This window comes from Cytophaga aurantiaca DSM 3654, assembly GCF_000379725.1.
In the GTDB taxonomy this organism is placed as follows: Bacteria; Bacteroidota; Bacteroidia; order Cytophagales; family Cytophagaceae; genus Cytophaga; species Cytophaga aurantiaca.
Genome location: NZ_KB903664.1, coordinates 44,132 through 62,695, shown reverse-complemented (window position 1 = coordinate 62,695; position 18,564 = coordinate 44,132). Strand labels below are relative to the sequence as shown.

Below are 18,564 nucleotides of genomic sequence, written 5' to 3'. Positions count from 1 at the left end.
ATGAAAAAAATATTAATCATCGGCGGAATTTTAGCTCTTGTAGCGCTTGTTACATTCAAGCTTGTTAGCAACAAAAAGAAAATTAATGAAAGCAAACAGATTGTTGATCGCTCTAAAATACCTGTTTCGGTAGCGGTTGCAGCGGTAGAAGAAAAAAGTCTGGGCAGTTCATTCAATTTACCTGCATCCCTTGCACCGATTGAAGAATCAAAAATTGCGGTCAATGTTGCTGGGAAAATAACACGCCTGTCTATTGAAAATGGTTCGCACGTAAGCAAAGGACAGATTATTGGTACAATTGATTCACAATTAAAACAACTGAATCTGGAAGCGATTGAATTATCTGAAGCAAAATTAAAAAGAGATTACGAACGTACAAAAGAATTGTATGAAGGTAAAGCTGCTACAGAAACAAATATGATTGATGCGAAATATGCTTATGACAACAAACGTATTGAAGCGGATCAGATCAGAAAGCAAATTTCGGATGGCAATATTGTAGCACCTTTCAGCGGAATCATTTCAAGCAAAAGTTTGAATGTCGGAGAATTTGCAAACATTGGTACGGTAATCGCAACCATCGTAAACATTCAAAAATTGAAAGGTGTTGTGTATGTAAATGAAAAAGATGCTTACCGTTTAAAACTAGGACAAAGCGTATCTGTTTCAACAGAAGTTTTTCCGGGAAATGTATTCAAAGGGAAAATTTCTTTCATCAGTCCAAAAGGCGATGCAAGCCACAATTATCTGGTAGAAGTTTTAATTGAAAACAATGGAAAAAATATCTTAAAGGCCGGTACCTATGTAATGGTAGCATTCAATTTCGAAAGCAATACCACTGCAATACAAATTCCTAAAATTGCATTGGCAGAAGGTTTAAAAAATCCTTATGTATATGTGGTGACTGGCAATAAAGTAGCAGTACGTAAAATTGTTACCGGTCGTGAATCCGGCGAATATGTTGAAGTTGTGAATGGTTTACAGGTTGGAGAACAGATTGTAATCAACGGTCAGATCAACTTGTTTGATGGAAGTATCATAAGCATTGTAGGCAACAAATAAATCGAATAGCCATGTCTATTACAGAAATATCCATAAAAAGACCATTACTGATTACAGTAATCTTCTTTACATTGATCCTCTTCGGATGGATCAGTTACACAAGTCTTAATTATAATTTGCTGCCGAAGTTTGAAGTAAATGTAATTACCGTTCAAACAATATACAGAGGTGCATCTTCGGATGAGATTCAGAGTTCGATCACAAAACCTGTTGAAGATGCCGTTGCATCCATCGAAGGGATTGATATGATCACCTCTACTTCTATGGAAGGCGTATCGATGATCGTTATTCAACTGAAGCCCGGTATTAGTACGATCAATGCGCAGCGTGATGCCGAACGCAAGATCAATGAAATAAAAGCATCCCTTCCGGATGATATAAATGACCCGGTTATCAGACGTGTCAATCTGGATGAAATTCCGGTATTGAAAGTCAGTGCAACTGCAAATATGTCTCAGGGACAATTGTATGACCTGATCGATCAGAAAGTAAAACCTTTGATGTTGAATGTTGCAGGTGTTGGTACTGTAAGTATCATCGGTGGTAACGAACGTGAGATCAAGATCACACTTGATAACGACAAACTTCAGGCCTACGGAATTTCTTCTGCTCAGGTAAATCAGATCATTGCAAACAGTAACTCCTCCTACCCTGCAGGTAGTGTAGAAACTTCAGACGATCGTTTATCGATCCGTATGAATGCAAAAGTTACAAGCGTAGAAGAATTAAGAAATCTTGTTGTTACAGAAAATAAAGATGGCAGCCGTGTATTGATCAAAGACATTGCTACCGTAACGGATGGACTTGCAGAATCAACCACTATTAACCGCATCAACGGTCACGGTGGTATTGGTATTGAGATCATCAAACAATCGGATGCAAACACAGTAAATGTAAGTCAGGCTGCGAAGAAACGTCTGGAAGAATTAAAAACGTTGTATGCAGCACAGGGATTCGATTATCAGATCGCAACCGATCAATCTGTTTATACCTTGGCTTCTGCGGATGCAGTAACGCACGATCTATTTCTTGCAATACTTATTGTAGGATCGGTAATGTTATTATTCCTGCACAGCATCCGCAGCTCCCTGTTTGTATTGGTGGCAATTCCATCCGCAATGATCCCGACATTCATCTTAATGTACATCTTTGGTTTCTCTTTGAACCTGATGACCTTGATGGGACTTTCTCTGGTAGTAGGTATTCTGGTAGATGATAGTATTGTTGTACTGGAAAATATTTTCCGTCACCTGGAGATGGGGAAAAATAAAGTACAAGCATCTTTAGACGGTAGAAGTGAAATCGGCTTTACAGCTATTGCGATTACGTTGGTAGACGTTGTGGTATTCCTACCTCTTGCAATGAGCACCGGTATGATCGGTAACATCTTAAGAGAGTTCTCTTTGGTTGTTGTATTTTCCACGTTGATGAGTTTGTTTGTATCGTTCACACTTACTCCATTGCTTGCATCGAGATGGGCCAAGCTGGAAGTATTAAGTAAAGATTCTTTGTGGGGATTAATCAATATTAAGTTTGAAGATCTCTTAACCACCTTGAAAGAAGCATACGGTAAGGCATTGTCCTGGGTATTAACTCGCGGACATAAAAGATATGTACTCATTTCTATTTTCGTTATGTTTATCGCCGCTTTTTCGCTTTTAGCAACAGGCTTTATTGGCTTCGCGTTTATAAGCGCGGGGGACCGTGGTGAATTTGCGATCAAAGTTGAATTGGCACCTGAAACACCGTTATACCAAACAAACTTAAAAGTAAAAGAGATCGAAAATATTTTGCTTGCTCAACCGGAAGTTGTCAAAGTATTTACCAACGTTGGTACACAGTCAGGTGCTATGGGCGGGGGTACTTCCAACTCAAACCTGGCAGAGATCACTGTAACATTGGTTGATAAATCTGAACGTACTTTATCAGCAGATAAATTTGGTGGAGCCATGCGCAATAAGATCGGAGAAATACCAGGTGTTAAAGTTACTGTACTTCCAGTAAGTATTACGGGTAATAGCCAATCACCGATTCAGATCGCTGTGAAAGGTACTGACATGGACAGTTTATGGAAAGCAGCTCGTATGCTGAAAGCAGTTGTTATTGCTACACCGGGTACAGACTATGTTGACTACAGTACGAAAAGTGTTAAGACTGAAATTGACATCAAATTAAACAGAGATAAACTATCCAATATCGGAATGAGTATTCCGGAAGTGGGGAATGCGATACAGCTTGCCTTCAGAGGAGATGATCAAACCAAATATAAAGATAAAGGAGAAGAATACAGTATTAATGTATCGCTTGACAAAGATGACAAACGCGATATTGAAAGTGTGAAGAACCTCATCATCCGTAATAATCAAGGGAACTCCATACGTTTAGGTGAAGTAGCTGAAGTAACAGAAATACTTGGACAATCGGTATTGGAACGTACCAACCGTATGAACTCGATCAAAGTAACCTCTGCTGCTGTTGGCCGCCCTTCGGGAACAATCGTTGCAGATATTCAGGCAAGTCTTGCAAAAGAAAAACTTCCAGAAGGCATCATCATAGATTATCAAGGCGATGCAAAAAATCAGAAAGATGCATTCGGTAGCCTTGGACTTGCCATGCTGATGGGTATCATTCTTGTATACCTGATCATGGTTGCCTTGTATGAAAGTATGGTGTATCCGTTTGTGGTACTCTTCTCCATACCGGTTGCATTGATCGGTGCATTCCTTGCACTTGCATTGAGCATGGAAACCTTATCGATCTTCGCCATTGTAGGTTTGATCATGCTTCTGGGCTTGGTTGCCAAAAACGGTATTCTGATTGTCGATTTTACCAATCACTTAAAATCTGAAGGCATGAATCGTTTTGATGCTTTGGTTGAAGCAGGTAAAGAACGTTTGAGACCGATCTTAATGACAACGATTGCGATGATTACCGGTATGTTACCGATTGCCCTAGCAACAAGCTCCGGTGCGGAAGTGAAGAACGGTATGGCCTGGGTTATTATTGGTGGCTTATCGAGTTCATTGATCTTAACTTTGTTCCTTGTACCTGTTATGTACATGCTTATAGATACCGCAGTTGAACGTGTAGATAAATTCTTCAGAAAACGTTTTTTTAAAAAATCACGAAAAGAATTGCTTGCAAAGGAAACGATTGATTATTAAAACGTGTTATAAAAGCATTGACATTAGTTTCCCTAATTTTGTCAATAATGGTTGTAGTTTAAGCAAAGAGCTCTGGAGAAATCCGGGGCTCTTTTGCTTTAATATTAATTCTTACTTCCGCTTCGGTTTGGGCGGTGTATAATTTGTATTTTTATTTGCAGGCTTCTTCACAACTGAATGGATTGTTTCCAATCCCATTGTTAAGTCCTTTTTCAGTTTCTTAATGTAATTCCATTGCTGTATAAAAATCCAGAATGAAATTGGGAAGACTAATATCAACAATACCTAAAAGCGTAGTGACAAAGAATAATCTTTAAATATTAATTCGGGAATACCATTCACAGAAATATTTGTATGTTCTTCCAGAACCTTATTTCTATATTCATTATAAAACGCACTATAGTTTTTCAAGAATGAAAAGAAACGATTTCTATTTAATGAAAACAACATACTAAACCGAACATCCAATATTTTTTGTGCGTCTTGATTGAGCAAAGAAAGATTTTCGGATAAGGTATTTTTCATAACCAACAATTAATATCGATACATTTTATCAAATATAGATAAATCCAATTTAAAGTTCGACTGAAGCTTTGGCTACGATGTAAAATAAAATGGTGAATAGCTATTAGCTGTATAAAATTACAATTAGATTTATAATGAACAATAGCATACCACAAATAACAATCGGTTCTGATTTTATTTTATTTTTTTTTGTGTTATCAGTAGGTTGATTAACAACATTCATTCGTTTTTTTCGATTTGATATGGTTTCCGATTTTGTTGAATTGCAATTTGAAGTGCTTGATCCAAATTCTCTGTTAAATTTTTTAAAGCGTAATTGAACACGCTTTAAAGATTGGTACATTTCAATGTGTGAAAAAATATTATTTGATTCACAACAACTAATTAAAGAATGATTTTTTTTTTGTAAAGCCCCCATACATGTTAATCATAAAAGTTAAAATATGCTGATTGAAAGTTTAATAATTAGTCCTATTCTGACTATCGACGTTTTGGTTAATAAATCATTTTAGATTTTGATTCGCACTAAAAATATTTCTGAATCTTTGGACTAAAATTATCTTAACCACATGCATTACTCTTGAATTATTAAATCAAAATTACAGCAAACATACATGGCAATAAATAGCAGGTGCTGTGTAATACATGTAGCTAAATAAAATTATCATGTAGTATAAACTATTACATATTTTATAAAGTAATAAAGGGGTTTCTTAAGGAATAACAATTATTGAAATACACATGTTTGAATAAAAATATGTGCATCTAAATTCTATTTGCCATTAACTGCTTAATGATCTCTTGAAGATTTTCTAATTCAGTAAATTTATTTAAAAAATAATCTGCACCAAGATCCATGCATGCATTATGCTTTTCAATCGAATGGTCTCCAGTCATCATTATTATTTTGACTGTTGGGTCTATAAATTTCTGATAACGTAACAAATCAAGACCGTTTCTATCCCGGAGATTGATGTCAAAAATAGCAATTGAAAATTTGGCAGAAAGAATCAATTGTTTTGCTTCATCAAATGTAAATCCTACGATTACTTTTTCAACAAATTCCATCTCTTCAATTTCAGGCACTAATCGTTCAATAATGATTGGAGAATCATCTATGATCAATACCGAAATTTTTTGATTTTTCATTTGGATTGGTTAATAAATAAAAAATTATTGATGTATCTATGCTCCAAAAGTGATTAATCAAACTTATCTAAAAAAAAATACAAATAATATAACAGAATCAATTAGATGCATGTCATTAAAAAATACCTACATGTCACAAAATCTGTTACAAATATCAGATCAAATTATTATGAATAGCATATGCGACAATCTCAGAATTACTTGACATGTGCAACTTCTCTAAAATTCTTCTTCTAAAGGTGCCTATTGTATTTACACTTAACGATAGTTGATTTGCAATTATACTCGTTGATTTTCCTTGAGCAATTAATTTAAATACTTCAAACTCTCTATCTGATAATGCTTCATGAAGTTTTTTTCCGTAATCATGAGAAACTTCATTTGCAAGCATTTCTGCAATGGAAGGCGTTATGTATTTCCTTCCCTGAATGATCAGATTTATAGCCTTTATGAGCTCTTCATCAATCGCATCATCTTTACTTAAATACCCTGCTCCACCTGATTTAATAACCCTTAATGCATATTCATTTTCTGAATGCATCGTTAGAATTAACACTGGAATTTCGGGATATTCTTTTTTTAGTATTGAAATAATTTCCAGGCCGCTTCTTCCAGGCATGTTTATGTCTGAGATTACAACATCCCACTTTCCAATCGAAACTTCCTTCATCAATGCTTCAGCTGAAGAAACAGTAATTATTTCCGAAGTCGGATATGACTCTAAAAGGATTTCCTTAATACCTCTTCTTGTAACCGCATGATCATCCGCAACTAAAAATCGCAACATATTATTTAAATTTAATTGGTACAGTTAATGATATAACAGTTCCGTTTCCGGGAGAGCTTTGAATCTGATATTTACCATCCATCATGAGCATTCGCTCACGGATGCTAACCAAGCCTAATGATTTTTTTTGTACTACTTCATTCAGATTAAACCCTTGTCCATTATCCAAAATTCTAAATTCTAAATTTTGCTCATTCAATTGCAAGCAAACATTCACTTCATTCGCTTCTGCATGTTTAGCAACATTATTTAGAGATTCCTGAAAAATCCGATATAACCCAATGCATATATTGGAAGATATTTGCAAATCGTCGATGTCTTGTAGTTCAACGTCAAATGTGGTTTTAATACCAGATCTACTTTCGAAATCTTTGCCATACACTTTAAGCGCAGTTATTAAGCCCAGATCATTTAACACTGCCGGATGCAAATCCATTGCAATTCTTCGTATTGCTTGTTTAATATCATTCAACAATTCAAGCGACCTTTCAAAACGTAATAATACGACCTCGTCGGTTGTATGAATTTTCTTTTTCAGCCATATCATATCCATTCTAAGACCAGTAATCATTTGCCCTAGTTCATCATGCATTTCCCTCGCAATATACTTTCGTTCTTCTTCCCTTGCTGTTTGTAAATGCGCTGACAACTGCCTTAACTGTTCTGTTGTTTGTTCGATTTCTTTTGTTTTCTCATGAACCTGTTCACTCAATGCTTCATTAAAATTAGCTAAAGCATCCTGCATTTTTTTCTTATCCGTATAGTCTCTCGTTACTTTTGCATAACCAGTAATGTTACCATTTTGATCATGCAATGCAGTCAAAATAACATCTGCCCAAAAAATAGAACCGTCCTTTCTAACACGCCATCCTTCTTGTTCACATTTACCTTTCTCTTTAGCTTCTGCAAGCATTTGTTGAGGAACGTTTTTATCTTCTTCAACATAAAAGAGTGAGATATGCTTACCTTCGACTTCTTCTTTCTTATATCCTTTTATTATTTCAGCCCCTTTATTCCAGGTAACAATATTGCCATCAATGTCCAACATGAATATTGCATAATCAACTACATTGGTAACCAAGGTTCTAAATATTTCCTGATTGTTCCAACTGATTTCTTCCAGTTTTTTACGCTGCGTTATATCTCTGATTGAAATTGAGGTAAGAATTTCATCTTCAGTTTCTAAAGGACTAATGCGTATTTCAATGGGGAATTGTATCCCTGCATTTTTAACTCCAGTTAATTCCTTTGTAAATGGGAAGTCCTCACCAATTTCATTGAAAAACTCTAATTGAGTGATTTGGGGAATCAACAAATCTATCGATGTACCCAAAACAGCGTTTCTATTCAATTCAAACATTGTTTCTGTTTGAATATTTATTAATTGAATAATTTTCCTGCCATCAATGATAACTATTGCATCCGGAGCAGATTCAATCAATGATTGAAATTTAGCTTCAGTTTTTTGTCTGAATAAATCTTTTTTATTGAGAAGAATTACAGAAGATAAAACAATGCCGCAAAATATAATAATAACTGCCAGCACAAGTAAAGCTATACTTAGTTCAGTTGAGAACATATTAGATTTACTCAAATAGATCCGAACAAATCCTAAAAGGAATGGTATTACCAAAGCACTAAAAAGCAATTCCGTCCCAATGCTGCTTCCGGCTAATGATCCTGAAAATTCTTTTACAATCCCTATATCAAGCCTTGATAATAGAATGGATAAAGAAATTAATATAAAACAAATTGCAGAAAGAAGAGACATTGGAAAATATTTGAGCAAATCATAGAACTCTGGTACATTATATGAATAACACAGCAAAGAAAAAATGCCAAAATAAAAAACAAGTATTGTTAAAATCTGATATAGAACCCAACGTCTTTCAGTCTTATAATGAAAGAACTGTAGTATTAGAACTAAAAAAATTAATCCTACTGCAGTGTTAACGGACATGCTATTGCTTAATCTTGTATGTGAATCAGCATCAATTTTTTCGTTAAATAATATGGCATCAATTTTAAAATCTAAGTTATAATATAAACATATAAGCTTAGTACAACAGATCATAAAAACAACTGAACTTAATGCCTTACTAATAAAATATTTTTGTTCTAATTTGCTTTCTGTTATAATGAGTTGAAAAGATATTACGATCAATAAAAAGCACCAAGCAGTTAATGGATTCATTGAAACCAAAATAGGAAATACACTCTTCAATGAATTTATATCAAATTGCCATCCGAGTAAAACAAGCAAACAAATCAATACAATGATTATAAGAAAAATCTTTGGGACAGTTCTTATATTGAAACTATTACGTGTAAAAAATTTATTCATTTGCAGCGAAATATAATTTTGAATGCAAGAATAACAAACAATGAAAATTCTTATCTCTCTCTACTAATATATCTGAAATTTTACGACGACCCAAAACTATCCAGTTCAGCTAACCCTTTAAAAATATAGTCCCGATGAATTCTAAATTAAAACGCAAAAAAAATATTTTTAAAAGTCCTTTTTTGAGTCTAAAAGCAACATATTTAAAAAAAATATCAAATCCATCATTTGTCTATTAACATATGTTAACAGACAAAACCTTTCAACAATTTTATAAATAAGTAGAAAACATTCAATCTGCTCTTTATTTATTGACTACTTTATTTGAAATAGGATATTCGTTCTATCTTCATAATCATTTCAACAACAAACAATGTGACAATTTTTACAATCAATTTTACTGTTAAATATTATTGATCAAGCAGTATGAGATTTTCGGACAATGTATTTCTCATAGCTCTTCTTCTGTTGATACATCAGCATCATCCTGATCCAGCGCAAGCACATACAAACAAACCATGCTTATGTAAGGAAGAATGGTGAAAAACAAATAAGAGTAACTATACATGTTCTCAATGATTGAAGATTCTAACGTAGTACCGTGCAGCATTCCAATTAAATAAACCGCCACAAACGGGCCAATAATCTGAAGAAGAAAACCTACTCCCAACAACTGTATTGCTATTCTAATTTTCTTTTTGAAATACTTATTTAAAAGCAATTGAATAGCAATGCCTATGATTGAAATGGGCCTTAAGATTGATATTGCCACCAAAATTGGATAGGTCTGTTCGTAACTGCCAAAACCAGTATCGACGGGCTCAGTCCCTTGAATTGATTTATAAACTATTAATGCTAAATAATATATATTAATAAGAACCTCAACACTTATAAATGCAAAAAACAATTTCAGTTTGGAATCATATCGAATGTACTTATATAAGTGAAGAAATATCAATGCATTTGATATATTGAAAAATATCTTCTGCAGATCCGATGATTCAGAATATGGAGTATCTACTATATTTATCAGTATAGTAGATAAAACCTTTAAACAAAGCAAACCAATAATAATTCGCAATTGGCTTTTCTTACTGATCTCACTATCTAAAACCGATACGTTCATATGATTAAATTTAATTAAACAAAAATAGAGAATTGAGTAGGGCTTAACAAATGTAGTCAAAGACTACGTAATGATGCGCTCTTCGCTAAAGGGTACCACTCAATCTAAAAAGCTTTTTTTCATATAACGCATCATCCATTTGCATTATGGCCTGCATATAAGGTTGAAACATAATTAACAGACGGTATTCAAATATTGCCAGTTTATTAATCCAAGTCATGCAAGGCAAGTCATTACAATTACATTCGGGATACATCTGAAGATAATATTCAGTTGGTGTAGCATATTCATATATAAAAAATGTATGATTGTAATTCTTATCGGCAACAGGAAGTCCCCATTTACTATTAGGATCTATTTTATCACCTGTATAACCTTGTTGCACAAAAAAAATTGAATCCAAACCTAAGGAATCTATTAAGTAAAATACCTTCTTCACCATTTTTTTATCAAGAATCAAAGCTTTACCCACCATCCTATCCTTAAAGGGTGTGCCAGCTAGTGAAGAATCCATATTCATATACGCTAAAGGAATTTTTCCTTTCTTTTTGCCTAAGGATGTGACTTTAAAATCCAATACAAAGCCTAGCGACTTTGACCAGACTCTATAAGACTTAGCCGCATTAGAGCATTCCAAATTATCATAATGATTATCTTCTGTCCTTCTCCGTTGATGTTTCAATATGAACCAGTCTAAATCAGGAGCAAAATAGGATTTTTTATTACAATGTGAATTAAAACTTGGATCTCTTGGAACTGTAATTGTATCACATTTTTTTATAGTCACACTTTGAGCATTACCATAAAAAATAAAACCTGTGCTATTTAATACAATCAAAAAAAAACATCTAATTCTTATACAATGATTCATAATCTTAAATACTTTAAAAATATAGCCCACAGTTAAACCATGGGCTATCATTCATAACTTATAATTTATAATTCTAAAAACTATTCCTCTCTCTTGAACTCATGGATCAAGGTAGCCACAAGGCCCGTCCAGCCTGTCTGATGCGATGCACCGCAACCACGTCCATTATCGCCATGGAAGAATTCATAGAACGAGATCAGATCTTTAAAGTGTGGATCGGTGCTGAATTTATCAACGTCGCCATTCACCGGACGTTTACCTTTTTTATCCAATCTGAAAATGTTGATCAAACGGTTTGACAATTCGCCGGCGATATCTTTTAAGGTTAACATCTTACCGCTGCCTGTCGGATATTCAATCACAAATTCATCCCCATAATACGAATGGAATTTCATTAAGCTCTCAACAATCATGTAGTTGATCGGGAACCAGATCGGGCCTCTCCAGTTTGAGTTACCACCGAACATTGCTGAATCGGATTCAGCAGGTTTATATACTACCGAGAATACTTTACCGTGGTAATTGAATTCGTATGGTTTTGCTTCATGCTCTTTTGATAAGGCACGAATACCAAAATCTGATAAGAACTCTGTTTCATTCAACATACGTTTTAACACCATGGTCATACGGTGACCGCGTAACAACGATAGCAATTTCGTATTGTGATCACCAACGTCTGTCCAGCGTGATACCTGACTTGCAAGATCCGGACGATTCAATAAAATCCATTCCAGTCTGCGTTTAAAATCTGGTAATTGATCTACACTTGATTTGGTTAATACCTCAACCGCAAACAACGGAATAATACCTACAATGGATTTTACTTTTAAGTGCTGGCTCTTACCATTTGGTAAGTGAATGATATCAAAATAGAATTGATCCTCTTCATCCCACAAACCAACACCCGAATCACCAATGTTATTCATCGCACCGGCAATGTATAAGAAGTGTTCAAAATATTTTGAAGCCAGATCCTGATAGACTGGATTTTTAAGTGCAAGCTCTGTAGAGATACGCAGCATGTTCAATGAATACATTGCCATCCAGCTTGTACCATCCGACTGCTCTGTTCTACCACCGATTGGTAATGGCTGACTGCGATCGAATACCCCGATGTTATCAAGGCCTAAGAAACCACCTTCAAATATATTTTTTCCGTCTTTATCTTTTTGATTTACCCACCACGTAAAGTTCATGGTAAGTTTGTGCAGGATACGTTCTAAGAATGCCGTGTCGCCTACTCCGTTGTTACGTTCTTTATCCAGCTCATATACACGCCATGTAGCCCATGCATGCACAGGTGGATTCACATCTCCGAAGTTCCATTCGTATGCAGGAATCTGACCATTCGGGTGCATATAATATTCGCGAAGCAAAATCGTCAATTGTCTTTTTGCAAAATCCGGATCGATCTGCGCAATCGGAATACAGTGGAATGCTAAGTCCCATGCAGCATACCAAGGATACTCCCATTTATCAGGCATCGAAATCACATTCGAGTTATTCAAATGTTCCCAATGACTGTTACGTCCTTTCTTTCTTGATTCAGGCAAGGTGTCTTTACGGATCGGATCGCCATCCAGCCACTGCTGTACGTTGAAATAAAAGAACTGCTTGCACCACATCATACCGGCATAGCCCTGACGTTGGATCAAACGCAACTCTTCGTCTTTTACTCCATGCTGTACTTCGTCGTAAAATTCATTTGCTTCACGCAAACGATCTGAAAAAATCTGATCAAAATCTTCGAACGGTTTTTTAAGTGTTTTATCTGTAAGTCTGGTACGAACAACTTTTGTTTCGCCCGGCTTTACTTTTACCTTATACATGGAGGAAGCCTTGGTGCCTTCGCGCTGCAACATGTTTACCGCACTGGTATTATCGTTTACAACATAATCGTTGATACCATCTTTGCAGTAGCTGTATTTATTTGCTTTGTTGTATAAGCGTTTGTTATTCGATTCGTTTTCACAAAACAACAAACGGTCTGCCTGATCTGAATAAAAATGACGCTTACCGATAAAATCATGTTCAATTAAAATAGACCCATCTTTCTGTGCAGCCATTTTAGGTTTTGCAAAATCATAGCCCCATGTCCATATATTTCTGAACCACAATGTAGGAAGCACTGTAATTTCAGCCTCTTCAGGACCACGGTTCACAACACTTATTTTAATTAAGATGTCTTCCATGTCGCCCTTTGCATATTCAACAAAGACATCAAAATATTTATCTTCATCAAACACACCGGTATCAATCAATTCATATTCCGGTTCATGTCTTGAGCGCTGATTGCCATCGATCAATTTTTGATACGGGAACTCCGCCTGTGGATACTTGTACAACATTTTCATGTACGAGTGTGTAGGCGTGCTATCCAGATAATAATAGAGTTCTTTAACATCTTCTCCATGATTGCCTTGATTCCCTGTCATACCAAACAGACGTTCCTTTAAGACAGGATCCTTACCATTCCATAACGCAACTGAAAAACACAACAACGATTTGTTATCTGAAATACCGGCAATACCTTCTTCACCCCAGCGATATGTGTAGCTACGTGCCATATCGTGCGTCGTATGCTCCCATGCAGAACCATCTGCACTATAATCTTCGCGTACAGTTCCCCATTGACGTTCAGTTAAAAAAGGCCCCCAGTTTTTCCAGGGATTATTTTCTTTACTTGTCTTTAATCGATTGTGTTCTGCTGTGTTATACTTAGACATGGTAACAATGCGCTTTGCGCTCTATATGTACTATTTGTTTTATTCTACTACAATTGAAAATTGTTCGTAACCGATCATGTACGTTCGGGGTATATAGGTCTGAATGATTTTTTTCATAACCCGTTTGCCGTGCATTTCTAATTCTACATGATAATAATTTTCCATCAATCGTACATCTACTATCAACTCACAAACACCTTCACCGATTGGTGTAACGTAATAGATGTTTCGTTCTTCTTTAGACTTTTCAATTACTGCTTCTTTACTGGAAAGAATTTGATTGTACAGAACATGTTCCATTCCACCGGATACTTTTACAAAAACAACAGTTGTTTCAGCATGTTTCAGATGTGTTAGCGGAAGAAGCGAATCTCCTTTCACCATAAAGAATGTAACTTTCGGAACGCCGCCTTCATTAAAATTTAATGTTTTATTGTCTTGCGCAAAGCAGACAATCTGTAAACAAAAACAATAAATCAAGAATGAAAATTTAATTGAACGAAGCATGCGCAGTGTTTGATGTAGCTAAGATAAAAAAATATTTGTTCAGACTCATATTAATCAACTATCTTGCTTTATGTAATTGCTATAAAATTTGCACAATGAAAATGATGTGAAGTACCAATTACTGGAATAATTATCCGGATTATTGAAAACATATCATTATCCAGCATACAATACGAAAAAAAATGATTGGGGTTATACAACGTGTACAAAATGCTTCAGTAGAAATTGACGGTGTTCTGGAATCCTCCATACAAAAAGGTCTGCTTATTTTACTAGGCATTACGCACAGCGACGAGCAGGCCGATGTGGACTGGTTAGCAGCAAAAATATGTGGCTTGCGCATTTTTTCAGATGAAGAAGGAAAAATGAACAAATCCCTACTGGATATCGATGGCGAAATACTGATTGTCAGCCAGTTTACCTTATTGGCCAGTACTCAAAAAGGCAATCGTCCCTCATTTATTGAAGCAGCTCGCCCCGAACAGGCAATCCCGCTTTACGAGCAGTTTATTAAAAGCTGTAAAACGATTCTGAAAAAAGACGTTTCTACCGGAGTATTTGGGGCCGACATGCAGGTGAAATTGCTGAACGACGGCCCGGTTACCATTTTGATCGATACAAAAAACAAACACTGATATGGGGATTAAAGAATTACAATCCAATGTAGACCAATGGATTAAAGAACACGGTGTACGCTATTTCAATGAGCTGACCAACACCGCATTGCTTGTCGAAGAGGTTGGAGAAGTAGCACGCATCATGGCCCGCACCTACGGCGAACAGTCGTTTAAAGAGTCTGACAAGGACAAAAATCTGGCGGATGAATTGGCCGATGTGCTGTTTGTACTGACGTGTATTGCCAATCAAACAGGAATTGATCTGGAAAAAGCGATGCAAGAAAACATGGAAAAAAAGACCAAACGGGATAAAGACCGACATAAGAATAATGATAAGCTTATTTAGATTCAAAATTAAAAACGAGCAAAATACTCCTTGTGTTGGAATAAAACCGTTAAATGGTTAATTTTATAGACTTAACTAAAAATTAAAACCGATGAGTGCTTCTAAAGCCGTAAACTTTCCGATCGAACGTACGCAACATTCTAGATTATCTGAAACAGATTTTTCGAACTTGGAATTTGGAACGGTCAACTCGGATCACATGTTTGTGGTTGATTATAAAAAAGGCGAATGGGTAAATCCTAAAATTCTTCCTTTTCAAAATATCTCTGTAAGTCCGGCTTGTAGTTCTTTACACTACGGACAAACTGTATTTGAAGGCATGAAAGCATTCCGTGCAGCGAATGGAGATCTGCTTGTTTTTAGAATTGAAAAACATTTGGAACGGATGAACAACTCAAACCGTCGTTTGTGTATTCCTGAAATTCCTGCTGAATATTTCTACAATGCAATTGAAGAACTTGTACGTTTAGATCAGGATTGGATCCCGAACAAAGAAGGTTGCTCATTGTATTTAAGACCATTTATTTTTGCGAACGATCCGTTCATTGGTGTGAAGCCATCATCTGAATATAAATTCATGATCTTCACATGTCCGGTTGCAGGCTATTACAAAGGTACAGTGAAAGTAATCATTGAATCCGAATTCGTGCGTGCTTCTCCGGGTGGCATTGGTGCTGCTAAAACTGGCGGTAACTATGCGGCATCTTTATTACCTGCTAAACTAGCGGCAGATAAAGGCTATCAGCAGATCTTATGGACAGACAGCAAAGAGCATAAATACTTTGAAGAATCCGGCACGATGAATTTAATGTTTGTGATCAACGATGTATTGATCACACCTTCCTTAGATGGTTCTATCCTACCTGGTATAACACGCGATACAATCTTAACGATTGCAAAAGACTGGGGTGTAAAAGTTGAAGAAAGAAGAGTGAGTGTTGAAGAAGTAATTACGGCATACAACAACGGAACATTACAAGATGCATTTGGCACAGGTACTGCAGCTACGATCACACAGATTGCAGAGATTCACCACAACGGTAAAGATATGATCTTACCGCCGGTTGCAACCAGAACACTTTCAAATAAATTAAATCAAACAATTGTTGATCTGAAAAACGGTATCGGTGAAGACAAATACAATTGGGTGCATAGAATTAAAAAATAAATTTGATTTAAATACATAAAATAAAAACGTCATCCCGATCCGGGATGACGTTTTTATTTTATTGCAATCCATACTTTTAGTCGATAGTAATCAGTGTTAGTCATTCATTGAAAAAAATTACAGAAGGATATTTAATTAATTACTCTTTATGAATCCAAAGATTTATAAAGAGTAATCTTATATAGAAAAAATATTTATGGCAAAGATGAATAGTCCCGTTAGGGAAATAATATCTGTAGAAAACATCGATCATAAATATATTGTGCGCAAATCCCGTAGGGATGTTCTCTCCCGTCGCTCCTCTGCGGAGCTCCGTGCGTGTTAGATTGCGGGGTAATTTCCTACAGATATTTCATCCCTAACGGGATTAATATATTCAGATGGCTAAACGCCAATATTCACGCTTCCTTCATCACAGTCCTGTTATACGAATCTTTATAATACTGAACATTATTATTCAGATCACATACCTTCATATACCAGTTCCCGTCGGCGTAGCGAAAGGTATAAACAAAGCCTATTACTTCGTCGATTTGATTTCTGATCTGCTCAGATTTTAATGTGCATTCGCTAAAAGGCAGATCCTTATTAACAGGATCCAGGTTTGGAAAAAACATCATAGGCATTCGATTATATATAAATAAGAATATACAAGGCCTGAAAATGTAAAAGAAAAAATCTCTCGCTGTCGACTAATGGCTCCTGCCCTGATTAACGCAGACATATAAAACGGAGTTGCCTATTTCATTGAGTTTCAAAAAAGATAATATACAGTCCTCTGTATTATCAATTCTATATAATGCAACTGCCTGTAAATTATTATCTCTTCAATTTCACACTCACAAAAAAATCATATTAAAAATAGCTGCGAATGCGTCTATTGTTTTGAATATAAATAATCCGTTCGGTTGTATTTCTTTTTTACTATTCATTTATCTTTCGCAGCAACATCATCTTCGAAGAAAGAAAAAGGATTTCGTATTGATTCGTTTTTTCATCATAAATAATTGTCAAGGTATTTTTTGATTTATTCAATTGATATTTACCATGTCCCAATATAGTTTTAGCTTCCCCCCTAAAATTTGAATGGGCAGGCTCTATCTTTTCGTATGTGGAGTCCCTGCCTATCGTATCTCCAATAGCATAATATTTAAAAGTTATTTTCCATTTCCTTTCTGGAACCTCATCGCCACGTAAACCATTTCCCGAACCTTCAACTACTCCTACCCCGTTGTTCTTTTCAAATGTATATTCCAGTTCTTCTATGTATGCACGTTTTTCGATATATCTTTCCGTTTTACACGTTTCCGATTCAATTCTGAACGTTAACGTATCCGTAGCAACTGTATCGTTATCCGGCAGGCATTTACACCATGTCTGTTTAAAGTATGAATAATCGATCTGTGCATTTGCAAAGCTGCTAATTAAGAAAAAACAAAGTATGCTATATATATATTTCATATCACTGTATCTTCCGCATTACCAACATTTTTGAAGAAAGAAAAAGAATTTCATATTCATCTTTGCCTTTGACTTTAAATACGATCAATCTATTTTTTGATTTATCTAATTCATACATAGAATATGAAAGTGTGCATCCTGAAAGTGCAGGACCACGTTGAATCTTGTAATACATTGAATCTACTCCTACTGTATCTCCGACTGAGTTTATTTTGTAAAATACTTTAATTGTTTTTTCTCCAACATAATCCTCTCGTGGCGCACTCCCACTGGATGTATATACATCTACACTATTTTTCTTTTCAAACGTATATATCAGTTCTTCTGTATATACATGTGTTTCAGTGTATTTTTTCGTTTTACACGCTTCAGATTTGATTCTGAATATCAACGTATCTGTAGCAATAGCACCGCTATCCGGCATGCATTTGCTCCAGGTTTGTTTAAAGTACGAATAATCGATCTGTGCATGTGCAATACTACTGATCAGGAGAAAACAAAAAATGCTGTAAATTATTTTCATGTTAAAATATTTTAAAAAGAATTATTCAAGCTACTGTATTTTATTAAATTCACAATTTGTAATTTATTGGTATCAAGGAATCTGTATATGAACGATACTTTTATTTTATATTACGAACTCTGAAAACCATTAAAAGAACACAAGCAAGTTAATAACATCCATTCAAAAGTATTATTTTTTACGTACTT

The 18,564-nt window shown here is 35.4% G+C and carries 16 protein-coding genes; 5 read left to right on the top strand and 11 right to left on the bottom strand.

The features are described from left to right. On the top strand, positions 1 to 1,062 hold the full coding sequence (locus tag A3EE_RS0117245) for an efflux RND transporter periplasmic adaptor subunit (protein WP_018344690.1): 1,062 nt from the start codon (positions 1 to 3) through the stop codon (positions 1,060 to 1,062). Positions 1,063 to 1,073: 11 nt separating this feature from the next. Then, a complete protein-coding gene (locus tag A3EE_RS0117240) occupies positions 1,074 to 4,226 on the top strand; it encodes an efflux RND transporter permease subunit (RefSeq protein ID WP_018344689.1) in 3,153 nt (1,050 codons plus the stop codon). Between the two features lie 285 nt (positions 4,227 to 4,511). On the opposite strand, the gene A3EE_RS0117235 is transcribed toward A3EE_RS0117240, so the two are convergent. The 8 genes from A3EE_RS0117235 to A3EE_RS0117195 all read right to left on the bottom strand — a co-directional run bounded on the left by A3EE_RS0117235 (position 4,512) and on the right by A3EE_RS0117195 (position 14,261). Beyond that, a complete protein-coding gene (locus tag A3EE_RS0117235; protein WP_018344688.1) occupies positions 4,512 to 4,751 on the bottom strand; it encodes a hypothetical protein in 240 nt (79 codons plus the stop codon). Between the two features lie 765 nt (positions 4,752 to 5,516). Then, complete coding sequence (locus A3EE_RS0117225; protein ID WP_018344686.1) at positions 5,517 to 5,900, bottom strand: response regulator; 384 nt, start codon at positions 5,898 to 5,900, stop codon at positions 5,517 to 5,519. A gap of 154 nt (positions 5,901 to 6,054) precedes the next feature. After that, positions 6,055 to 6,687 (bottom strand): response regulator, encoded by a 633-nt coding sequence (locus A3EE_RS0117220; RefSeq protein WP_018344685.1) that lies wholly within the window; start codon positions 6,685 to 6,687, stop codon positions 6,055 to 6,057. 1 nt (position 6,688) lies between these two features. Further along, complete coding sequence (locus A3EE_RS0117215) at positions 6,689 to 9,031, bottom strand: PAS domain-containing sensor histidine kinase (protein ID WP_018344684.1); 2,343 nt, start codon at positions 9,029 to 9,031, stop codon at positions 6,689 to 6,691. A gap of 451 nt (positions 9,032 to 9,482) precedes the next feature. Then, a complete protein-coding gene (locus A3EE_RS0117210) occupies positions 9,483 to 10,157 on the bottom strand; it encodes a hypothetical protein (RefSeq protein WP_018344683.1) in 675 nt (224 codons plus the stop codon). An 85-nt stretch (positions 10,158 to 10,242) separates the two neighbouring features. After that, positions 10,243 to 11,058 carry a hypothetical protein gene (locus tag A3EE_RS0117205; RefSeq protein ID WP_157447085.1) on the bottom strand — a complete coding sequence of 272 codons (816 nt, stop codon included), beginning with the start codon at positions 11,056 to 11,058 and terminating at the stop codon, positions 10,243 to 10,245. Between the two features lie 50 nt (positions 11,059 to 11,108). Continuing rightward, entirely contained in the window at positions 11,109 to 13,754 is a 2,646-nt protein-coding gene (locus A3EE_RS0117200) for an MGH1-like glycoside hydrolase domain-containing protein (protein WP_018344681.1), read from the bottom strand. A gap of 39 nt (positions 13,755 to 13,793) precedes the next feature. Further along, the gene (locus A3EE_RS0117195; protein ID WP_018344680.1) at positions 13,794 to 14,261 is read right to left on the bottom strand and encodes a hypothetical protein; all 468 of its coding nucleotides are present in this window, start codon (positions 14,259 to 14,261) and stop codon (positions 13,794 to 13,796) included. 182 nt (positions 14,262 to 14,443) lie between these two features. Here A3EE_RS0117195 and dtd point away from each other — a divergent pair, with 182 nt between their 5' ends. From dtd to A3EE_RS0117180, 3 genes are all read left to right on the top strand, one after another. Further along, positions 14,444 to 14,896 carry a D-aminoacyl-tRNA deacylase gene (dtd, locus tag A3EE_RS0117190; protein WP_018344679.1) on the top strand — a complete coding sequence of 151 codons (453 nt, stop codon included), beginning with the start codon at positions 14,444 to 14,446 and terminating at the stop codon, positions 14,894 to 14,896. Between the two features lies 1 nt (position 14,897). Continuing rightward, positions 14,898 to 15,224: a nucleotide pyrophosphohydrolase gene (locus A3EE_RS0117185; RefSeq protein WP_018344678.1), complete on the top strand. Its 327-nt coding sequence runs from the start codon at positions 14,898 to 14,900 to the stop codon at positions 15,222 to 15,224. 91 nt (positions 15,225 to 15,315) lie between these two features. Next, positions 15,316 to 16,392 (top strand): branched-chain amino acid aminotransferase, encoded by a 1,077-nt coding sequence (locus tag A3EE_RS0117180; RefSeq protein ID WP_018344677.1) that lies wholly within the window; start codon positions 15,316 to 15,318, stop codon positions 16,390 to 16,392. Positions 16,393 to 16,790: 398 nt separating this feature from the next. On the opposite strand, the gene A3EE_RS0117175 is transcribed toward A3EE_RS0117180, so the two are convergent. The 3 genes from A3EE_RS0117175 to A3EE_RS0117165 all read right to left on the bottom strand — a co-directional run bounded on the left by A3EE_RS0117175 (position 16,791) and on the right by A3EE_RS0117165 (position 18,376). After that, positions 16,791 to 17,012 (bottom strand): hypothetical protein, encoded by a 222-nt coding sequence (locus A3EE_RS0117175; RefSeq protein ID WP_157447084.1) that lies wholly within the window; start codon positions 17,010 to 17,012, stop codon positions 16,791 to 16,793. A gap of 304 nt (positions 17,013 to 17,316) precedes the next feature. Next, complete coding sequence (locus A3EE_RS0117170; RefSeq protein ID WP_018344675.1) at positions 17,317 to 17,853, bottom strand: hypothetical protein; 537 nt, start codon at positions 17,851 to 17,853, stop codon at positions 17,317 to 17,319. 1 nt (position 17,854) lies between these two features. Beyond that, positions 17,855 to 18,376, bottom strand: coding sequence for a hypothetical protein (locus tag A3EE_RS0117165; protein ID WP_018344674.1), 522 nt, complete (start codon positions 18,374 to 18,376; stop codon positions 17,855 to 17,857). Positions 18,377 to 18,564: the final 188 nt, after the last annotated feature.